Origin of the sequence: Alistipes sp., from assembly GCF_048465635.1 — a bacterium.
GTDB lineage: Bacteria > Bacteroidota > Bacteroidia > Bacteroidales > Rikenellaceae > Alistipes.
The window spans coordinates 1-17,831 of sequence record NZ_DBFWLF010000017.1 but is presented as its reverse complement, the minus strand read 5'-3'; the positions used below and the strand labels follow the sequence as shown (position 1 = coordinate 17,831).

At 62.4% G+C, this 17,831-nt stretch carries 17 protein-coding genes; 2 read left to right on the top strand and 15 right to left on the bottom strand.

What is annotated here, in order from left to right; all coding sequences use genetic code 11:
- Window positions 1-248 precede the first annotated feature (248 nt).
- Both ACMO9O_RS06550 and ACMO9O_RS06545 read left to right on the top strand, forming a co-directional pair.
- Window positions 249-1,214 carry a GDP-mannose 4,6-dehydratase gene (locus ACMO9O_RS06550; RefSeq protein ID WP_418982984.1) on the top strand — a complete coding sequence of 322 codons (966 nt, stop codon included), beginning with the start codon at window positions 249-251 and terminating at the stop codon, window positions 1,212-1,214.
- A gap of 16 nt (window positions 1,215-1,230) precedes the next feature.
- Complete coding sequence (locus ACMO9O_RS06545; protein WP_418982983.1) at window positions 1,231-1,557, top strand: thioredoxin family protein; 327 nt, start codon at window positions 1,231-1,233, stop codon at window positions 1,555-1,557.
- Here ACMO9O_RS06545 and ACMO9O_RS06540 read toward each other — a convergent pair.
- The 15 genes from ACMO9O_RS06540 to ACMO9O_RS06470 all read right to left on the bottom strand — a co-directional run bounded on the left by ACMO9O_RS06540 (window position 1,548) and on the right by ACMO9O_RS06470 (window position 17,813).
- Window positions 1,548-2,201: a DNA alkylation repair protein gene (locus ACMO9O_RS06540; RefSeq protein ID WP_418982982.1), complete on the bottom strand. Its 654-nt coding sequence runs from the start codon at window positions 2,199-2,201 to the stop codon at window positions 1,548-1,550. The two genes, ACMO9O_RS06545 and ACMO9O_RS06540, sit on opposite strands and share 10 nt — an antisense overlap.
- 13 nt (window positions 2,202-2,214) lie before the next feature.
- Entirely contained in the window at window positions 2,215-3,108 is an 894-nt protein-coding gene (locus ACMO9O_RS06535; protein ID WP_418982981.1) for a DUF4831 family protein, read from the bottom strand.
- 55 nt (window positions 3,109-3,163) lie between these two features.
- Window positions 3,164-3,865 carry a tRNA1(Val) (adenine(37)-N6)-methyltransferase gene (locus ACMO9O_RS06530; protein WP_418982980.1) on the bottom strand — a complete coding sequence of 234 codons (702 nt, stop codon included), beginning with the start codon at window positions 3,863-3,865 and terminating at the stop codon, window positions 3,164-3,166.
- A gap of 130 nt (window positions 3,866-3,995) precedes the next feature.
- Window positions 3,996-4,775 carry a TIGR02757 family protein gene (locus ACMO9O_RS06525; protein WP_418982979.1) on the bottom strand — a complete coding sequence of 260 codons (780 nt, stop codon included), beginning with the start codon at window positions 4,773-4,775 and terminating at the stop codon, window positions 3,996-3,998.
- Window positions 4,759-5,409, bottom strand: coding sequence for an ABC transporter ATP-binding protein (locus ACMO9O_RS06520; protein WP_418982978.1), 651 nt, complete (start codon window positions 5,407-5,409; stop codon window positions 4,759-4,761). The genes ACMO9O_RS06525 and ACMO9O_RS06520 overlap by 17 nt, the downstream gene beginning before the upstream one ends.
- Window positions 5,406-6,239: a hypothetical protein gene (locus tag ACMO9O_RS06515; protein WP_418982977.1), complete on the bottom strand. Its 834-nt coding sequence runs from the start codon at window positions 6,237-6,239 to the stop codon at window positions 5,406-5,408. Before ACMO9O_RS06515 ends, ACMO9O_RS06520 begins: the two co-directional genes overlap by 4 nt.
- A 73-nt stretch (window positions 6,240-6,312) precedes the next feature.
- Window positions 6,313-7,221, bottom strand: a complete 909-nt coding sequence (locus tag ACMO9O_RS06510) for a hypothetical protein (RefSeq protein WP_418982976.1) — start codon at window positions 7,219-7,221, stop codon at window positions 6,313-6,315.
- 4 nt (window positions 7,222-7,225) lie between these two features.
- Window positions 7,226-8,023, bottom strand: a complete 798-nt coding sequence (gene folP, locus ACMO9O_RS06505) for a dihydropteroate synthase (protein ID WP_418983175.1) — start codon at window positions 8,021-8,023, stop codon at window positions 7,226-7,228.
- A gap of 19 nt (window positions 8,024-8,042) precedes the next feature.
- Window positions 8,043-8,639 (bottom strand): dephospho-CoA kinase, encoded by a 597-nt coding sequence (gene coaE, locus ACMO9O_RS06500; protein WP_418983174.1) that lies wholly within the window; start codon window positions 8,637-8,639, stop codon window positions 8,043-8,045.
- On the bottom strand, window positions 8,639-9,034 hold the full coding sequence (locus tag ACMO9O_RS06495) for a hypothetical protein (protein ID WP_418982974.1): 396 nt from the start codon (window positions 9,032-9,034) through the stop codon (window positions 8,639-8,641). The genes coaE and ACMO9O_RS06495 overlap by 1 nt, the downstream gene beginning before the upstream one ends.
- Before the next feature lie 270 nt (window positions 9,035-9,304).
- Window positions 9,305-12,325, bottom strand: coding sequence for a protein translocase subunit SecDF (secDF, locus tag ACMO9O_RS06490; RefSeq protein WP_418982973.1), 3,021 nt, complete (start codon window positions 12,323-12,325; stop codon window positions 9,305-9,307).
- A 412-nt stretch (window positions 12,326-12,737) separates the two neighbouring features.
- Entirely contained in the window at window positions 12,738-13,058 is a 321-nt protein-coding gene (locus ACMO9O_RS06485; RefSeq protein WP_418982971.1) for a DMT family transporter, read from the bottom strand.
- A gap of 911 nt (window positions 13,059-13,969) precedes the next feature.
- The gene (dnaK, locus tag ACMO9O_RS06480; protein WP_418982969.1) at window positions 13,970-15,895 is read right to left on the bottom strand and encodes a molecular chaperone DnaK; all 1,926 of its coding nucleotides are present in this window, start codon (window positions 15,893-15,895) and stop codon (window positions 13,970-13,972) included.
- A gap of 214 nt (window positions 15,896-16,109) precedes the next feature.
- Window positions 16,110-17,669 carry a hypothetical protein gene (locus ACMO9O_RS06475; protein WP_418982967.1) on the bottom strand — a complete coding sequence of 520 codons (1,560 nt, stop codon included), beginning with the start codon at window positions 17,667-17,669 and terminating at the stop codon, window positions 16,110-16,112.
- A gap of 15 nt (window positions 17,670-17,684) precedes the next feature.
- Window positions 17,685-17,813 (bottom strand): hypothetical protein, encoded by a 129-nt coding sequence (locus ACMO9O_RS06470; protein WP_418982965.1) that lies wholly within the window; start codon window positions 17,811-17,813, stop codon window positions 17,685-17,687.
- Window positions 17,814-17,831 lie beyond the last annotated feature (18 nt).

Here is a 17,831-nt window from a genome sequence, read left to right as displayed (position 1 = left end):
GTGCACTCCGCAGGCTGCGTCCGTCCTCCCCTCCCGACCACAGCAAAAGTAGCGGCCGGAGGGCGGCCGGCTGAAAAAACAGGTACAAAAAAGAGCGAAAATAGTACGGAGCGAACCGTCCGGAACAGCCATCGGGCGAGGCGGTGCGAAAAGACGCCCGAAATCGCGCCCGGAACTGCGCGAAAGGGCGGAAGCCGCTTCCTATATGGAATAGATTTTGCTCTTATTCCGACAAAAGGAATAAGAAGATGCAAAAAAGAATCGTCGTTCTGGGCGGGGTCGGTTTCATCGGCACGCACCTCTGTCTGCGCCTTCTGGACGAAGGGCACGAGGTTTTCTGCGTCGACGTGCGCGATGCGGCCAATTCACCCCTGCTGCGCAATGCGGAGCAGCACCCCACGTTCCGCTACGTCCACCACAATATCATCAACTCGTTCGGCATCCGCTGCGACGAGATCTACAACCTCGCCTCACCCTCGATGGTGCGCTACAACAAGGCGCTGCCCGTCGAGACGCTCAAGGTCAACGTGCTGGGTTCGATCAACGCCCTCGATACGGCGCGTACGGAACGCGCCCGGGTGCTGTTCGCTTCGTCGGGCGACGTCTACGGCTCGGACCTGCGCATGATGTGCGACGGGGCGACCGGCTGTTCGACCCACTCGATTCTGGCCGAGGGCAAGCGTGCCGCCGAAGCGCTCCACCGCGCCTATCAGGCGGAGTTCGGCGTCGACACGCGCATCGCCCGCATCTTCAACACCTACGGCAGCGGCGCCGACCTGATGGATCAGCGCATGGTGATCAAGACGATCGTGGCGGCGCTGCAGAACCGCGACATTCTGATCAACGGCAGCGGGGAGCAGCTGCGCACCTTCTGCTGGGTGGAGGACATTGTCGACGGGCTGATCCGCCTGATGGAAAGCCCCGCCGCCGAGCAGACGCGGACCGTCGATCTGGGCAGCAACCGCGAGACCTCGATCCGGGCGCTGGCCGAGAAGATCGTCGCCCTGACCGGAAGCCGTTCGCGCATCCTGCACGTCAAGGATCGTCCCGACGACCGCCGGCGCCTGACGCCCGACATCACCACCGCCCGCCGCGAGCTGGGCTGGGCGCCCCGCACACCGCTGCTCGAAGGGCTGCGACGGACGATCAGCTACGTCGAAAAGGAGCTTTCGGACAAGGCGTGCGCATCGCTCACCTGGGCGGAAATGAATTGAGTTAAAAAATAAAATTATGAAGGATTTTGACAAACTGATCTGGCGCGACGCGCTGACTTTCGTCGACTTTTTCGCCAGCTGGTGCGGCCCCTGCCAGATGATGCACCCCGTGATCGACAAGTTTCAGGAGCAGATGAAGGGGCGCGTGGATGTCTATAAAGTGGATATCGACGATCGGGACATGCTCGAAGTGGTGCGCCGCTACAACATCATGTCCGTGCCGACGCTGATGTTCTTCCGCCGCGGCGAAGTGCTCTGGCGCGAAAGCGGCCGCGTGGGTTACGACCACCTGATCCGGGTGCTCAACGAGCTGGAAAAGCGCGAACACGTGCTTCAACACTGAGCCTCGGCCAAACGCCAGGCGAGCTCCTCGTGGACGCAGTCTTCGGCAGGGAGCTTGCCCGGAGAACCGGTTGCGCGGAGTACCGCCTGCCGGTTCTCTTCGTTTTGTGCGCCCAGCGCCGCAAGCATCGCCACCGCTCCGCGGGCGATCCACGGCGCGGCCGCAGGGTCCGTCTCCATGCGCACGGCTTCGAGGACCGGGTCCAGCCACTCGATCGTAAGCCGCTCGCTCCGCGCCGCCGCCAGCAGCGCCGCATAGCGCAGCAGCGGCTCCGGCGCTGCGATCCAGTCACGGAACAGCTCCGCAAAGGCGTCCGTGCGGCTCAAGAGGGCGAAAGCGGCCTCTTCGGCCAGTTCCGAATTGGCGATGCCCGCACCCCAGAACACACGCTCTTCCGGCAGACGCGCCGGGTCGGCCAGGTAGAGTGCTGCCAGGCGCAGTTCGCGCACGTCCTGCTGCCACAGCAGGCGGGCCAGCGCATGGTCCGTCCCCTCGGCGCGGGCGATCTGCCGCACGGTGGGCAGGCTGACTCCGTAATTCAACCCGCACGGACGGCCCCAGCAGCGCATGGTGTCGGCCACCGCGCCGTTGCGTTCACGCCGCATGCGGCCCAGCAGCGCGGTCATCCGGGAGGTCGGGTCCATCGGTGTCGGACGGTTATTTGCGGCGGGGAAGCGCCACGTCGATCGTGCGGCCGAACTCGAAGACGGGAAGCACCGCACGGGCATATTCGCGGCCGCCGACGATGAGCGTGCAGACCGACGGATCGGCCACGCGGCACGCCACGACGTTGGACTCCTTGGGTCCGGCGGCCAGGTCGGTCGGGACGTTGCCCGTCGGTTCGATCTGCAACAGCACCATGTCGCCCGAAAGGTCGCTCTCGGGCAGCAGCCCCTCCGAGGGGGTGAAGCGGCAGACGACGTACTGCTTGCGGCCCGCCTCGGGATAGACGATGTAGCGGCGCGTGAGGGTCGAAACGATCCGTTTACCGAGGAAGAGTTCCAGATAGCTCTGTTCGAGGCGTGCGATCTCGGCCAGGGCCGCCTTCAGTCCCTCGCCGAAGACATTCTCGCCCGCTTCGCCGGTGATGAGTTCGATCCGGTGGCGGCGCAGCGAGAAGATCGTGTTGGCGGCATCGCGCGCGGCGTCCTCCAGCGAGGAGACGTTCATGCTGTTCTTGTCGGCCTGCAGGCGCGGGAACTCCGCATCGGCCTCGGCATGCGAGACGGTGCGGGAAGCGGGAGCTTCGGGCGCAGTCGCATCGAGTGCCGCGTCGGCGTCGAGCAGCGCCACCGAACCGCCCTCGACGCTCCATACGGTCTTGTCGGTCAGCGGGGCGCGCACGCCCAGGAACTTCTGCGCATAGCGCGCATAGGGTCCGGCCAGGATGCGGTCGCAGGCGACCGTCACGTCGACCGCCAGAATGGTCCGCGGCTGCGAGAGGACGATGCCCGCGGGGCTTTCGACAGCGCCTTGCAGGGCGATATAGGGATTCTGAGCCGCCGCGCCGGCACATACGACGAGCGCAAGGGCGAAAAGAAGTCGTTTCATGGTCTCGAAATTTTTGTGTATCCTACTCGCAAATGTAGCTTATTTTGCCGTTCCGTCAAAATTTCAGGTAAAAATCCCGCGTCAGCGCACGGTATTCGGGGGTGTACTCTTCGTGCTCGCCCGTGCCGATGACCAGCTCCGAGCGCGCGGGTGCGGCGGGGGCTTCGGCGGCGTGCACGAACTCCACGAGCGCCCGCTTGGCGGCGCGGCGGGGCGTCGTGCGCACCTCCGTGCGGCGGACGGGGGCGAGCATCCCGCGGCTGAGTTCCGCGAAGCGTTCGGCCTCCGCGACCGGGAGCACCACGGCGAAACGCCCGCCGGGAGCCAGCAGCCGCACGACCGCATCGCGCAGCTCCCCGAACGGCAGCAGCACGGCGTGGCGCGCCGCCGTGCGTCCGGCGTCGGGCGGGAGGAGCGAATCGACGAAGAACGGCGGATTGGAGACGATCAAATCGAACTGCTGCGCCGGGCGGAACTCCTGCACGGGGCCTTGCACGAACGTCACGCGATCGGCCCACGGCGAGGCGGTGGCGTTTTCGCGCGCCTGCTCCACGCTGTCGACGTCAACCCCGACGATCCATGCCGAGGCGCTGCGCTGGGCCAGCATCAGGGCGATCAGCCCCGTACCCGTGCCGATGTCGAGCATGTAGCGGTCGGTCGGTCGCACGCCGGCCCACGCCCCGACCAGCACACCGTCGGTTCCGACCTTCATCGCGCAGCGGTCCTGCCGGACAGCGAATTGTTTGAACCGAAACAAGTTATAAGATTTTAGAGAAATTAATGGAGAGGAGGTCCGCCGCGTTTTCAGAAGCCTGCGATGTATGCGACAGGCGGTCCTCCACACCCGCAAACGCAACCCGCCAACCTAACGTCCGCAAAGGTAATTTTTAATTCTTAATTGAATGGATCCCTGCCCCGAACAGCGAAAAGTCGTACCGCACCGGATCGTCCGGATCGTATTCCCGCAGTGCGGCGGTGATCTCCTCCACGGCCCGCCAGTCGTTCTGACGGCGCGCGAGCAGCCCCAGCGCACGGCCCATGTCGCCCACATGCACGTCGAGCGGCAGGTAAAGGGCCGACATGGGAATGGCCGTCCACGCCCCGAAATCCACGCCCCGGTCGTCGCGGCGAACCATCCACCGAAGATACATGCAGAGCCGCTTGCAGGCCGCGCCCCGCTCCACCGAAGAGAGGTGCTTCTCGCAGCGCGGAGCGTGGTCGGCGGCGAAGAATTCGCGCCGGAACTCCGCGAGCACCTGCCGCAGGCTGCCCGTGGCTTCGTAACGCCGCTCGAAGAAAGCCCCGATACCGCCGTACACCGTGCAAAGGCGGCGCAGGGCCAGCACGAAGTCGCGCAGGTCCTGCCCGTTGAAAGTGCGGTGGACGAAGCCGTCGAGCGCCGCGAGTTCCCGTTCGGAGGCGTTGCGCACGAAATCGGCCGGGGCGTCGTCCATGCAGCGCATCATGCGGTGGCCGCTGCGCACGATCGCCTTGCGGTTGCCCCAGGCGATGGTCGCGGCGAAGAAGCCCGCGATCTCGCGGTCGGCGGTCGCCGAGTAGCGGTGCGGCACGGAGATCGGGTCGTCGGGAATGAACTCCGGACGGTTGTAGCGGTCGTAGAGGCGCTCCAGCAGCTCCCGAAGCTCGGGATCAGCGGATCGTGCCATCGCTCATCGTAATCTTCCGGTCGGCCATCGCAGCCAGCGAGTCGTCGTGGGTGACGATCACCACGGTCTGCCCCAGCTCGTCGCGCAGGGTGAAGAAGAGGCGGTGAATCTCGTCGCGGTTGCGCGAATCGAGGTTGCCTGAGGGTTCGTCAGCCAGCAGGACGGCGGGCGCATTGACCAGCGCCCGGGCGATGGCCACCCGCTGCTGCTCGCCGCCCGAGAGCTGGGCGGGCTTGTGGTCGCGGCGGGCCGTGAGGTCCAGCAGCGCGAGCAGTTCGGCGGCCCGCCGTTCGACCTCGGCGCGCGGACGGCGGCCGATCAGGCCCGGAATACAGACATTCTCGAACGCCGTAAACTCGGGCAGCAGGTGGTGGAACTGGAAGACGAAGCCGATCCGCTCGTTGCGGAAGCGGGACAAAGCCTTGTCGCCCAGCGTGAAAACATCCGTGCCGTCGATCTCGACCCGTCCGCCGTCGGGGCGCGAGAGCGTGCCCATGATCTGGAGCAGCGTGGTCTTGCCCGCGCCGCTGGCGCCGACCACGGAGACCACCTCGCCCGCGGCGACCTCCAGCGAGACGCCGCGCAGCACCTCCAGCGTGCCGAAACGCTTGTGCAAGTCGGTTACACAGATCATTCCAACCGGTATTTGTCCCTGAGCTGTTCCATCACGCCGTCGACCCGGCCGACCGCCGAACCGTCGTAGATGCTATTTCCGAAATATCCGGTCATCGAGCCGAAGAATGCGGCGCACATCGGGTCGCTCATCATGGTACGCCACCAAGTCAGCGGCTCCATATTCTCCATGGAGGAGGGCAGCGTGCCAGCCGCAAAAAGATGATTCAGGGAGGCGATTTTCTGGCTGTTATAGCTGTGTACGTCGCTCGCCAGATCGTTCATCCAGGAGTAGCACTCCAGAATGTCCAACAGCAGCGCCTTGTCCCCGACCGAGGAGATCGTGCCCGACGAACGCAGCACCTCCAGCGCATCGGTCCGGGGGCTGAAATCGCGCAGGCGGCCCAGAAGGGTCTGGTACTTACGCAGCGTGTCGATGGGAACGCGCCGGTAATCCATGTCGTGCTCCCGGAGGTGCAACATTCCCTGCCGGTCATAGGCGAGCTCCCCGCAGATGAACTCCAAGAGTTCGCGGTCGGATTTCAGTTCCTCGTAGACCAGCTGCATCACCGTGCGCACCTCGCGCTTCGCCCGTCCGCGTTCGATCAGCCCCGAGCCGACGAAAGTGACCATCACGCCCAGAATCACGACCGAGAACTGCAAGGCGTATTCGCGCCAGGTCCAGCGGGGTCTGTCTTTGGCCGATGCGGCCCTGGCTGCCGGGGCGGCCGCCGACAAACCGCCGGAGCGGCCGGAACGGCCGGAACGGCCCGACCGATGCCGGGAACGGTGCGCAGCGGGCTTGTCGCCGTTTTTTGGAGCGGCTTCCGCCGCCGATCGTTCGTTTGCCATACGTCGTAATATGTTTAATGTTTAGAACCTGTTTTCATACACCCCACCGAACGCCGGCGTTCGCAAACGCCGATCACCGGAAGCCGTATTTTTCGTCGATGGCGGCGATGGTTTTGCGGCAGTCGCCGATGTCGCTCGTCAAAAAGTTGTCGTCTCCGTAGGCGAAATAGTTTTTGGTCATGCCGACGAAGCTGACGCATAGGGGGTCGGCGAGCATTGCCCGCCAGGCATCCCGGCATTCCAACACGTTGAAACGGGCCAAAAACTCCGGCGAGGCATTGACCAGGAAATGATCCATCGCCGCCTCCTTGCGTCGGCTGTAACTGTCCACGGCCCGGCTGAACACCTCCAGCGCACGATAGCAGCCGAGAATCTGCATCAGCAGCGCGTCATCATTCACCGACTGGATCGCGCCCGATAGCTTGAGGAATTCGAGGGCATCGCTCTGGAGCTTGAATTCCTGCGACGAACCCAGCAAAGGCATGTAACACGCCAACGAATCCGCTGGAATCAGCTCGACATTCTTCCCGTAGCGCTCGAACATCAGCATCCCCTGCCGGTCGCGGATCAGCTCGTCGCAACAGCTGTCGAGGTGTTCACGATTGGCCTTAAGCTCCGCGACGATGAGTTGCATGGCCCTTTTCACCTGCCGCTGACGGGACCAGTCGGAGACCAGCCCCGAACCGATGAACGTCACCATGATGCCGATAATCACCACCGACAGCTGGAGCATGTATTCGCGCCAGGTCCAGCGGGTTGCGCCATTGGCCGGGGCGGCCTTGCCAGCCGACGCGGTTTTGACTGTCGGGACGGCCTTGGCTGCCGAAGCCGTCTTGCCTGCCGAAGCCGTCTTGCCTGCCGAAGCAGCCGCAGACGGACCGCCGGAGCGGCCCGAACGGCCCGACCGATGCCGGGAACGGCGCGCAGCGGGCTTGTCGCCGCTTTTGGGGGCGGCCTCCGCCCCCGATCGTTCGTTTTCCATAACGTTACTGCCTATCGTTCTGTTCGAATTTTTCGAAGAGCCGCACCGTGTCGGCGGCCTCCCTGACGTCGTGCACGCGCAGCACGGTCGCACCCTGCCGCAGGCACTCCCACCCCAGCGCTACGCTTCCTGCCAGCGACTCGTCGGGCGTACAGCCGAGCGTGCGCCAGATCATCGACTTGCGCGAGAGGCCCGCCAGCACCGGGTAGCCCAGCCCGCAAAGGCGGTGCAGCCCCGCGAGCAGCTCGAAATTCTGCCCGGCGGTCTTGGCGAAGCCGAAACCGGGATCGAGCACGATGTTTTCCCGCCGGATGCCCGCGGCGAGCAGCGCCCCGACGCGTTCACGGAAGTAGTCGACCACCTCCGAAACCACGTCGCGCCGATAGTCGGTGCGGGACTGCATCGTGCGGGGATCACCCTTCATATGCATGGCGATGTAGGGAACCCCGTATCGTGCCGCGACGGCAGGCATGGCCGGATCCAACTCACCTGCCGATATATCGTTGACAATCAGCGGGCCGAACCGCTCGACCGCGCGCGCGGCCACTTCGCTGCGGAACGTATCGACCGACACGGGCATCGCGGGCGCAATGCGCCGCACCGTCTCCACGCCCAGCGCCACGCGCCGCCACTCCTCCTCCGTCGGTACGTCGTCGGCCCCCGGGCGCGAGGAGTAGCCGCCCACGTCGATGACCGACGCCCCCTCGGCCACGCACACTTCGACCCGACGGGCGACGGCAGCCTCGTCGGGCGTGCGGCTGCCGGCGTAGAACGAGTCGGGGGTGACGTTGAGAATCGCCATCACCTGCCGCCGTCGCCACTCAATCTCCAGCGCCGTTCGCTTCATGGCGGAATATTCGGTCCAGCTCTTCGACGGCGGGTTCGAGGTCCGCTTCGAAGACGTTGACAATTACATGATCGGCCCGTCGTGCCAGCGTGTCGTCGTCCATCTGAACGGCGATCCGGCGGAGCACCTGTTCCGACGTGCAGCCGTCGCGGCGGCAGGCGCGCTCCACGCGCAGCTGGGTCGGGGCAAGGACGGCAACGGTCTGGTCGACCTCCCCTTCCAACCCCGCCTCGAAGAGGATCGCGCTTTCAAGCAGGACGTAATCGCCCGTCTGCGCTTCGGCCCACCCCCGGAAATCGCGCATCACGGCGGGATGGACCAGCGCATTCAGGTCGGAGAGCGCCGCCGGGTCGGAAAAGACCTGTGCGGCCAGTGCGGCACGGTCGAGCAGGCCTCCGGCATAAACCCGCGCCCCGAAGCGGGCCGCGATGGCTTCGCGCAGCGCGGGGTCCCCGGTCATCAGCCGCCTGGCCTCGGCGTCGGAGTCGTAAACCGCGATTCCCCGGCGCGCGAAAAGGCGGCATACCGTGCTCTTTCCGCTCCCGATGCCGCCCGTGACGCCGACCTTCATCATGGCTGTTCGGGTTTGTCGATCTCGGGAACCGTGCCGATCGAAATCACCTTGATGTCGCTGAAGCGCACCGATATAGCGCTTTGGAGCGACTGCGGGTCGATGATGAGCTTGCCCTCGTGGCCCTCCTCGTGTGAACGCTTGTACTTCAGCTCCGCGAGCGGGATGCGCAGCGTCTTGTTCATGTAGACCCGGTAGCCGAACAGGTTCGTACCCACGCCCTCGACGACGCACGTCACCTCGAACGGCTCGCCGTCGACGTTGACCCGCACGGTCTGTTCGGTCGTGTAGGTGTAACTCAGCTTGGCGATATACCACAGGATGAACGACGCGATCAGCAGCGCCAGAAATACCGGCGATACGTAGCGGTGCATCCACTTCCACAGATTCTCCATAGGACGATGTTATACTTGCAAAGGCTATTGCATACCTGAATGTATCCGAATTTCGGTCCCTTTCTCAAAAAGCCGACCGCCTTCATTTGCGTCCCGCGGCCGCGTTTACAACTGCGGGCAGCGGGCTTAGCGCAAAACCATTCTGCCGTGCCGCCACGGCAGTCACGGCGCACGGTACATTAATGATGCAATCGCACCTGCAAAAATAGCAAATAAAATGGACCGCACACCAAGTGCGGTCCATTTTATTACGATCGACGATGCGTCGGGCTACTCCTTGTCGAGCTTCGCACGCTTGGTCATCAGATCGTAGGCGATCGGCGTGGCGATGAAGATCGTAGCGGCCGTACCCACGACGACACCGATCGTCAGCGCGAAGATGAAGCCGCGGATGGTCTCGCCGCCGAAGAAGAAGATCGCCAGCAGGGTGACCAGCGTCGTGCCCGAGGTGTTGATCGTACGCGAGAGGGTCGAGTTGATGGCGTTGTTCACGTTCTCCTTGAGGTTGCGCTTGGGATAGAGACCCAGGTACTCGCGGATTCGGTCGAAAACCACCACCGTATCGTTGATCGCGTAACCGATGATCGTCAGGATGGCGGCGATGAACGCCTGGTTGACCTCGAGGTTGAACGGAACCAGTCCGTAGAGCATCGAGAAGAGACCGATGACGAACAGAGCGTTGAACGCCAGCGCGGCCGTCGCGCCCGAAGCCCACTGCCAGCGCTTGAAGCGGAAAGTGATGTACAGTCCGATGGCGATCAGCGAGAAGAGCACCGAGTAGATGGCGTTCCACGTCATGTCGCGGGCGATCGAGGGGCCGATCTTGTCGGCGGTGATGATACCGTTGAGGTCCTCCTGCGTGTTGCGGAAGTTGTCGAACGAAATCTCATAGGAGTAGAGCGGCTTCAGCGCGTCGTAGATGATCTGCTCGACCTCGGCCGTAGCCTCGTCCGACGTATCGTCGTACTTGTACTGCGTGACGATGCGCATCTGGTTCTCGTTGCCGTACTGTTTCACCTCGAAGCTGACCGTCGAAGCGTCGGCATCGGCCTCCTGGGCGAAAGCCTGGCCGAGGTTGGCGCGCACCTGCTCGGCCGAAACGGCCTTATCGAAGCGGACCACGTAGGCGCGGCCTCCGGTGAATTCGGCGCCCATGTTCAGCTTGCGCGTGGCGAACGAAATGCACGACAGGACGATCAGTGCCCCGGCCACGATATAGGCGATCTTGCGCACGCGGATGAAGTCGAAATTGGTGTTGTTGAGGAAGTTCTCCGACCACTTGCGCGAGAAGGAGATCGTGCCCCAGCGGCTGACGATCCACTCGATCAGGATGCGCGTGATGAAGACGGCGCTGAAGAACGAGGTCAGAATACCGATGATGAGCGTCGTGGCGAAGCCCTGCACGGGACCGTTGCCGAAGACGAAGAGCACGATACCCGTGATGATCGTGGTGAGGTTACCGTCGATGATGGCCGAATAGGCTTTCGAGAAGCCGTCCTTGATGGCCAGCGACAGCCCCTTGCCGCCGCGCAGCTCCTCCTTGATACGTTCGTAGATAATGACGTTGGCGTCGACGGCCATACCCATCGTCAGCACGATACCGGCGATACCGGGCAGCGTCAGCACGGCGCCGAACGAGACCAAAACGCCCATCAGCAGGAAGACGTTGGTCAAGAGCGCCACGTCGGACATCCAGCCGGCCGTCTTGTAGAAGAGACCCATGTAGAGCAGCACGAGGATGAAGGCGATCACGAACGAGAGCATACCCGCATTGATCGACTCCTGACCCAGCGACGGGCCGACTACCGTATCCTGGATGATCTTGGCCGGAGCGGGAACCTTACCCGATTCGAGCACGTTGGCCAGGTCCTTCGCCTCCTGGATGGTGAAATCGCCCGTAATCTGCGACGTACCCTTGTCGATCTTCGTGCGCACGACGGGGGCCGAGTAGACGTAGCCGTCGAGCACGATGGCGATGCACTTGCCGATGTTCTCGCCCGTCAGGCGCGCCCACTGCTGGGTTCCCTCGGCATTCATGGTCATCGAAACCTCGGCCGTAGCGCCGTGCTGCTGGTACTGCTCCGTGGCGTCGGTAACGACCGAACCGTCGAGCGGAGCCTTGCCGTCGGGCGTGGTGACCTTGATGGCATAGAGGTAGTAGCGGCCGTCGATCTTGTCGTCGCCCTTGACGCCCCACTTGAAAAGGATGTCGGCGGGGAAGAGTTCGCGCACACCCGGCTCGGAGAGGTATTCGTTCACGGCAGCCATGTCGGCCTTGTAGGCGGCTCCGATGGCAGCGCCTCCGGCGTAGTTCGGATCGAGCACCGCGAAGAGCGGGTTCTGCGTACGGTCGTAACGGCCCGTCTGAGCGCTTTGCGTCAGGGCGGCCGAGTCGGTTCCGATCTCGGCGATCAGTCCGGCAGCCTCCTCGCCCTGGCTGTCCCCGGCGGCCTGCTCCTCAACGACCGTTTCGGTCTCCGTTTGTGCGGGGCGGGCGGTCAGTTCGCTGCGGATGAACTTGTCGGCAGCAGCCAGCGCAGGCAGCACCTCGCGGGCGTCGTAGGTGGTCCAGAACTCGAGCGAGGCGGTTCCCTGCAGCAGGTCGCGCACGCGCTGCGGCTCCTTCACGCCCGGCAGCTCCACCAGAATGCGGTGCGAGTTGGGAAGACGCATGATGTTGGGCTGCGTGACGCCGAAGTTGTCGATACGGCTGCGCAGCACGTTGAACGAGGCGGCGATCGCCTTCTCGGTGTCGTCCTTGAGCACCTTGGCCACCTCGGCATCCGTGCTTTCGAGCGTGATGTCGCGGCGGTCGGGGCTTACGAAGATCGCAGCCAGCGGACGGCCGTTCGACAGGCGCTGGTAGGCCTTCACGAAGTCGTCGATATAGTCCTTCGACGTACCCTTGCGCATGGCGTCGTTCGCCTCGGCGATAGCCTCGACGAAGGCCGGATCGTTCTGGCTGTCACCGGCCAACGCCTTGATGACGTCCTCGACCTGCACCTCCAGCATGACGTTCATGCCGCCCTTGAGGTCCAGACCCAGGTTCAGCTCCTTCTCCTTGCTCTCCTTGTAGGTGAACTTCTTGAAGCCCAGGTTGTAGACCGGCAGGTTCTGCACCGAATCGAGGTAGTGCTGCTCGGCCTCGGCCTGCTGCTCGAAAGGGAACTGCGCGGCATACGCGGCCGCCTTCTTCTCCACGCTCCGCGTCTTGAACGTGAACGAGAGCTGGTAAACGCACGCGAGCGCCAGCAGAGCCGCGATGAGTTTGATAAAACCTTTACTTTGCATTTGAGTTAAGAAAATTTGATATTGTTCGTAATATTTATCGTCATTGGGCGCTTTAGCACGCAAAGATAGGAAAAAAGAATTAAAAATAAAGTATTAACAATCAAGAATTGCAGACGCCGCCGAAAAAAGGCGCGATCGGGACGGGCGGCGGAGGTAATGGAGCGGTGCGACGGAGCCGGCCGCTCCGAAGAGGCTTTGCCGGGAAAAGAACGCGGTGCGGTTGGGTCGGCGGAGAAGCGGTGCGCGAAAGGCAGGGCAGACGGGGAGGGCTGGCGGCGGCGAGGGTGGCAGCGGACGCAGCGGAGTAAGGGGATGTAGGGAGGACGGGCGCAGAGAGGCGGTACGGGTGCAGAGGACAAGGCGGGCGAATCCGGGCAGGCGGGATTGGCTACGCGGAATTGCTGCAGCCCCTTCAGTGGACCATCTTCAGCCCCACGATGCCGACGAAGATCAGCGTCAGGAAGAACAGCCGCCAGAACGTCACGGCGTCGTGGAAGAAGAGGATGCCGAGTACGACGGTTCCCATGCCGCCGATCCCCGTCCAGATCATGTAGGCCGTACCCATCGGGATACTCTTCTGCGCCAGAAACAGCAACAGGCCGCTCAGCCCCATCGAAACCACCGCGAGGGTCAGAAAAAGCAGGTGATAACGCGGATAGACGCTCGCCAACTTGAAGCCCAGCGGCCAGCCGATCTCGAACAATCCCGCAAAAATCAAATACAACCAAGCCATCATAGCCAATTTTCGATGCGGCAAAAGTAGCATTTTTTACTGAACCGTGCAATCCGGGAGGAGGGGGGGGGCACTGAGGAGGAGGCGAGGAGTAGAGGAGAAGAGGACGTGCGCGAGCGAGGGGGGGGGCGGGAAACGGTATTGCGGATAACGCCTGCCCTTCACACCCCGGAACCGTTCACAACGGGACGCGTCGCAACCACCCTATTGAAATTTTATTCTGAAAAGGAGTGGGCCGGCAAGGTATGCGAATCGGGATGCAGCCTGCGGAGGGACGCGGTCAAGCGAGCCTCCGCCGCCGGAGGCAGCGGCCCGCACGGCTCCGAGAGCCGCAAGACAGTTCTATTAAAATAGCCCCAAACCACCCCGGTCCAAACCACCCTACCTGACAAAACTACTCAATCCTACCCAATGCCGTCGCAACTAACTTTTAAATATTCTATTCTTTCCGGAAAGTGTGGAGGGGAAGGGCAGCAAGGTTTAACAATCGGGACGCAGCCTGCGGAGGACGCGAATGCGGGCCTCCTCCGCCGGAGGCTGCGGGCCGCACGGCTCCAAGAGCCGCAAAACAGTTCGATTAATATAACTTCACACAACAACAATAACTCTCCCCACGAAACCTCTCACATCCCCTCGGCCCAAACCTCTCACCACCCTGCCCCGACACAACCACCCGCTCCTACCCAAATGCCCCAACAACTACCCCACCCGACCTAACTACCCACCAATCTACCCTGCCGAACCACCCATCACCTCACCCCGACAAACCACCGACCTCTGCCCTCGATCCCCCGCAACCGCACATCCCGCCTACAACACGTCCTCTCCAACGGAATCCCCCGCCCGCAACAAGACACAAAAAAGGGCCTGTTCCGTAAAACCGGAACAGGCCCTCGCTATAATCGGGCGATTTATTTCACCTCTTCGAACTCGACGTCCTCGGGCTGGCCGTTGCCGCCGCCGTTGTTCGAGGCGCCGCCCGCGTTAGGATTCGTCTGCTGGCCGGCATCGGCTCCGGGCTGTGCGCCCTGCGCCTGCTGCTGCGCGTAGATGTCCTGCGAAGCGGCCTGCCAGGCGGCGTTCAGCTCGGCAATGGCAGAGTCGATAGCCGCTACGTCGGCATTCTTGTGCGCCTCCTTCAGCTTGCCGAGCGCAGTTTCGATCGCCGATTTCTTGTCGGCCGGGAGCTTGTCGCCGTACTCCTTGAGCTGCTTCTCGGTAGCGAAGATGTTCGAGTCGGCGGCGTTAATCTTGTCGATGCGCTCCTTCTCGGCGCGGTCCTTCTCCTCGTTGGCCTTCGCCTCGTCGCGCATGCGCTGAATCTCCTGCTCGGTCAGACCCGACGAAGCCTCGATGCGGATCTTCTGCTCCTTGCCCGTGCCCTTGTCCTTGGCCGAAACGTTCAGGATGCCGTTGGCGTCGATGTCGAACGTGACCTCGATCTGCGGCACACCGCGCGGTGCGGCGGGGATGCCGTCGAGGTGGAAGCGGCCGATCGACTTGTTGTCGCGGGCCAGCGGACGCTCGCCCTGGCAGACGTTGATCTCGACCGAAGGCTGGTTGTCGGCAGCCGTGGAGAAGACCTCCGATTTGCGGGTCGGGATGGTCGTATTGGCGTCGATGAGCTTGGTCATCACGCCGCCCAGCGTCTCGATGCCCAGCGACAGCGGGGTTACGTCGAGCAGCAGCACGTCCTTGACCTCGCCCGTCAGCACGCCGCCCTGGATGGCAGCGCCGATGGCCACCACCTCGTCGGGGTTGACCGACTTGTTGGGCGTGCGGCCGAAGAACTCCTCGACGATCTTCTGGATCGCGGGAATACGCGTCGAACCGCCCACCAGAATCACTTCGTCGATCTGCGAAGCCTGCAGACCCGCGTCGCGCAGAGCCAGCTTGCACGGCTCGATGGTCTTGCGGATCAGGTGGTCGCACAGCTGCTCGAACTTGGCGCGGGTGAGCGACATGACCAGGTGCTGCGGAATGCCGTTGACGGGCATGATGTACGGGAGGTTGATCTCCGTGGTGGTCGAACTCGACAGCTCGATCTTAGCCTTTTCGGCGGCCTCCTTCAGACGCTGGAGGGCCATCGGGTCCTGACGCAGGTCGATTCCGTGCTCGGCCTTGAACGCCTCGGCCATGTAGTCGATCAGCACGTGGTCGAAGTCGTCGCCGCCCAGGTGCGTGTCGCCGTTGGTCGACTTCACCTCGAAAACACCGTCGCCCAGCTCGAGGATCGAAATATCGAACGTACCGCCGCCCAGGTCATACACGGCGATCTTCATGTCCTTGTTCTTCTTATCCATGCCGTAGGCCAGCGCGGCGGCCGTCGGCTCGTTGATGATGCGGCGCACCTTGAGGCCCGCGATCTCGCCCGCCTCCTTGGTAGCCTGACGCTGCGAGTCCGAGAAGTAGGCCGGAACGGTGATGACCGCTTCGGTGACCTCCTGTCCGAGGTAGTCTTCGGCCGTCTTCTTCATCTTCTGAAGGATGATGGCCGAAATCTCCTGCGGGGTGTACTGGCGGCCGTCGATGTCCACGCGCGGGGTGTTGTTGTCGCCTCGGACGATCTGATAGGGAGCACGCTCGATGTCCGACTTCACCTGATCGTAAGTTTCGCCCATGAAGCGCTTGATCGAAAAGACCGTGCGCTTGGGGTTGGTGATCGCCTGGCGCTTGGCCGGGTCGCCCACCTTGCGCTCGCCGTCGCCGGTGAAGGCCACCACCGAGGGGGTCGTGCGGTGTCCCTCGCTGTTGGGGATAACCACGGGCTCATTGCCCTCCATCACGGCCACGCACGAGTTGGTCGTACCTAAGTCAATACCGATAATCTTTGCCATAATCGAATGTATGTTTAATTGTTTGTCTCTTATTTCCTCCGACCTTGCAGGCCGGTTACGCCCCCTTTCGAACAAAGGTCGTACCAATCGGCAATCCCTGCCAAATTGTCAGCAATCTGGCAGAAACGGCCCCACAGGAGGTGGTGAGGCGTGTTATTTTGGCAGAAAAAAACGGCGCATCTTTAGGGGATGCGCCGCAAATGAAAAGGGGTATTTATTGGATCGCCGCGGGATTGAATCCACTCCAGGGCGATGCAGCCTGATAGGCGCTCAGCGAGGATGCGGGCACGTAAAGTTTAGTAACGACACTCTGATCGAAACTGGGTATGGATGAGGTATAGGTCGTCGGAGGTGCGGTGCGGTGACACGTAAACGAATCGATGCCTCCCGAAATACGTGCAAAGGCGGCTTCGCCGATCTCCAATGCCGTAGAACTGCCTTCGATCGTGACCCTTTTCAGGGCCGGACACATATAGCAGGTATAACGGCCGATCAGTTGGACGCTTGCCGGGAAAACCACCTCCTCCATCATTTGATTGTTGAAAAAGACGCCTTTGCCGCCATTTTTCACCGCATCTTCCGTCACGGTGATATTTCCGGGAAGCGAGACATAGGTGATACTGGAATTAGCCGCGGAGCCACCCGAAAGCACATCCGCAGGGAAGGTCGTCGATTCGTAGGTCGCCTGACTGAAATCGAATCCGATCGGAGCTGTCTTGCCGGCCACAAAGGCCGTTTTGAGAACGGACAGATGCGCCGCGGTCAGTCCCGGTTTGGCCGCGCTGTCGTTGTTTTTGAAATAGAGCCTGTGGTCGGCCGTTTCGGGATAGGCCAGGGTCACCGGCGAGCCGTCGGTGTTGTTTTCCCATAAACTCCAATTGGTATTGTCCGTCGAATAGTAGACCGAACCCGTCGGCAGGGTCAGCGCCGGCATGGCCAGAATCCGGCCCCGTGCCGCGGTCTGGCCTACGCCGCCCTTGCGCGTCATCGTCCGACCGTCGGCCAGCGTCACTGTGATCTGGAATCCCTGACTGTAGGTAATGGGGATAACCGCGAGGTAAAAATCGACACCTGCATCGGTCAGAGGCACCCCTTCGGCCGAGGTCAGCGAAACATAGTTCGTAGAGAGGCTCGCATACGCACCCGGCAAGCGGACTATATCGAACGTTCCGTCCCCGTTATCGGAAGCAGCACCGACGCTGCCAACAATCTCTTTCCCGAGGTTTGCGGTCGAAAGGTCGATTTTCGTCACCTTTTCGGCAGCGCTTCCCTTGAGCGTGAGTTTCACCAGGGAACAGCAATACTTGAAAACCAGTTTCTCCCCCGGTTTCGCAATCGCACTGGCACAGATCGCCGCCGGATCGAAAGAACCCGCGCGATAATTCTGGTCAACCTTCACAAGCAGGGCGTGTACCTGTACGGAAGTGCTGACTTTTCTATAGCCGTCATACGCCGAGGCCGGATACCAGACCAAATAGGAATCGGACTCGGGAAGTTCGACGAACCACCTGCCGTCAGTGTCCTGTCGGACCGGATAATGGACTTCTTGGACATCGGAAACGCTGTCGCCCGTCTCCCAGGCGATTTTGTAACCGTCGGAAAAATAGGCACGCGAAGAGGGATCGGCGGCCCGTTCCGACGTCTCGTCGCTCAGGTAAAACCCTTCGGTCCTCGTCGGTTCCTGCGGAGCGGGCAGCTCCTCCGCGTCGTTCTGCGTGCAGGCGGAACCCGCGAGGCACACGCCCGCCAGGCTCCAGATCAAAAATCGTTTCATCTTCATTTTCGCTGTTTATTCCCAGGTTCCCGAATCTTCGCCTGCCTCTTCGAAATCGCTTCCGAGCGTCGAATCGGCGAATCCCCGCTCGACGAGCAGGTCGATACACTCCAACGTGGGAGTTTCGTAACTAAATCTCTTCATTATTCTTGTGATTGATAT

Coding starts and splice junctions, on each gene's coding strand:
- ACMO9O_RS06470 (WP_418982965.1), bottom strand. CDS start 17,813: ATGAAGAGATTTAGTTACGAAACTCCCACGTTGGAGTGTATCGACCTG.
- coaE (WP_418983174.1), bottom strand. CDS start 8,639: ATGAAGGTCGGCGTCACGGGCGGCATCGGGAGCGGAAAGAGCACGGTA.
- ACMO9O_RS06495 (WP_418982974.1), bottom strand. CDS start 9,034: ATGGAGAATCTGTGGAAGTGGATGCACCGCTACGTATCGCCGGTATTT.
- ACMO9O_RS06525 (WP_418982979.1), bottom strand. CDS start 4,775: ATGGCACGATCCGCTGATCCCGAGCTTCGGGAGCTGCTGGAGCGCCTC.
- ACMO9O_RS06520 (WP_418982978.1), bottom strand. CDS start 5,409: ATGATCTGTGTAACCGACTTGCACAAGCGTTTCGGCACGCTGGAGGTG.
- folP (WP_418983175.1), bottom strand. CDS start 8,023: ATGGCGATTCTCAACGTCACCCCCGACTCGTTCTACGCCGGCAGCCGC.
- ACMO9O_RS06550 (WP_418982984.1), top strand. CDS start 249: ATGCAAAAAAGAATCGTCGTTCTGGGCGGGGTCGGTTTCATCGGCACG.
- ACMO9O_RS06545 (WP_418982983.1), top strand. CDS start 1,231: ATGAAGGATTTTGACAAACTGATCTGGCGCGACGCGCTGACTTTCGTC.
- ACMO9O_RS06535 (WP_418982981.1), bottom strand. CDS start 3,108: ATGAAACGACTTCTTTTCGCCCTTGCGCTCGTCGTATGTGCCGGCGCG.
- ACMO9O_RS06475 (WP_418982967.1), bottom strand. CDS start 17,669: ATGAAACGATTTTTGATCTGGAGCCTGGCGGGCGTGTGCCTCGCGGGT.
- ACMO9O_RS06485 (WP_418982971.1), bottom strand. CDS start 13,058: ATGGCTTGGTTGTATTTGATTTTTGCGGGATTGTTCGAGATCGGCTGG.
- ACMO9O_RS06510 (WP_418982976.1), bottom strand. CDS start 7,221: ATGGAAAACGAACGATCGGGGGCGGAGGCCGCCCCCAAAAGCGGCGAC.
- ACMO9O_RS06515 (WP_418982977.1), bottom strand. CDS start 6,239: ATGGCAAACGAACGATCGGCGGCGGAAGCCGCTCCAAAAAACGGCGAC.
- dnaK (WP_418982969.1), bottom strand. CDS start 15,895: ATGGCAAAGATTATCGGTATTGACTTAGGTACGACCAACTCGTGCGTG.
- ACMO9O_RS06540 (WP_418982982.1), bottom strand. CDS start 2,201: ATGGACCCGACCTCCCGGATGACCGCGCTGCTGGGCCGCATGCGGCGT.
- secDF (WP_418982973.1), bottom strand. CDS start 12,325: ATGCAAAGTAAAGGTTTTATCAAACTCATCGCGGCTCTGCTGGCGCTC.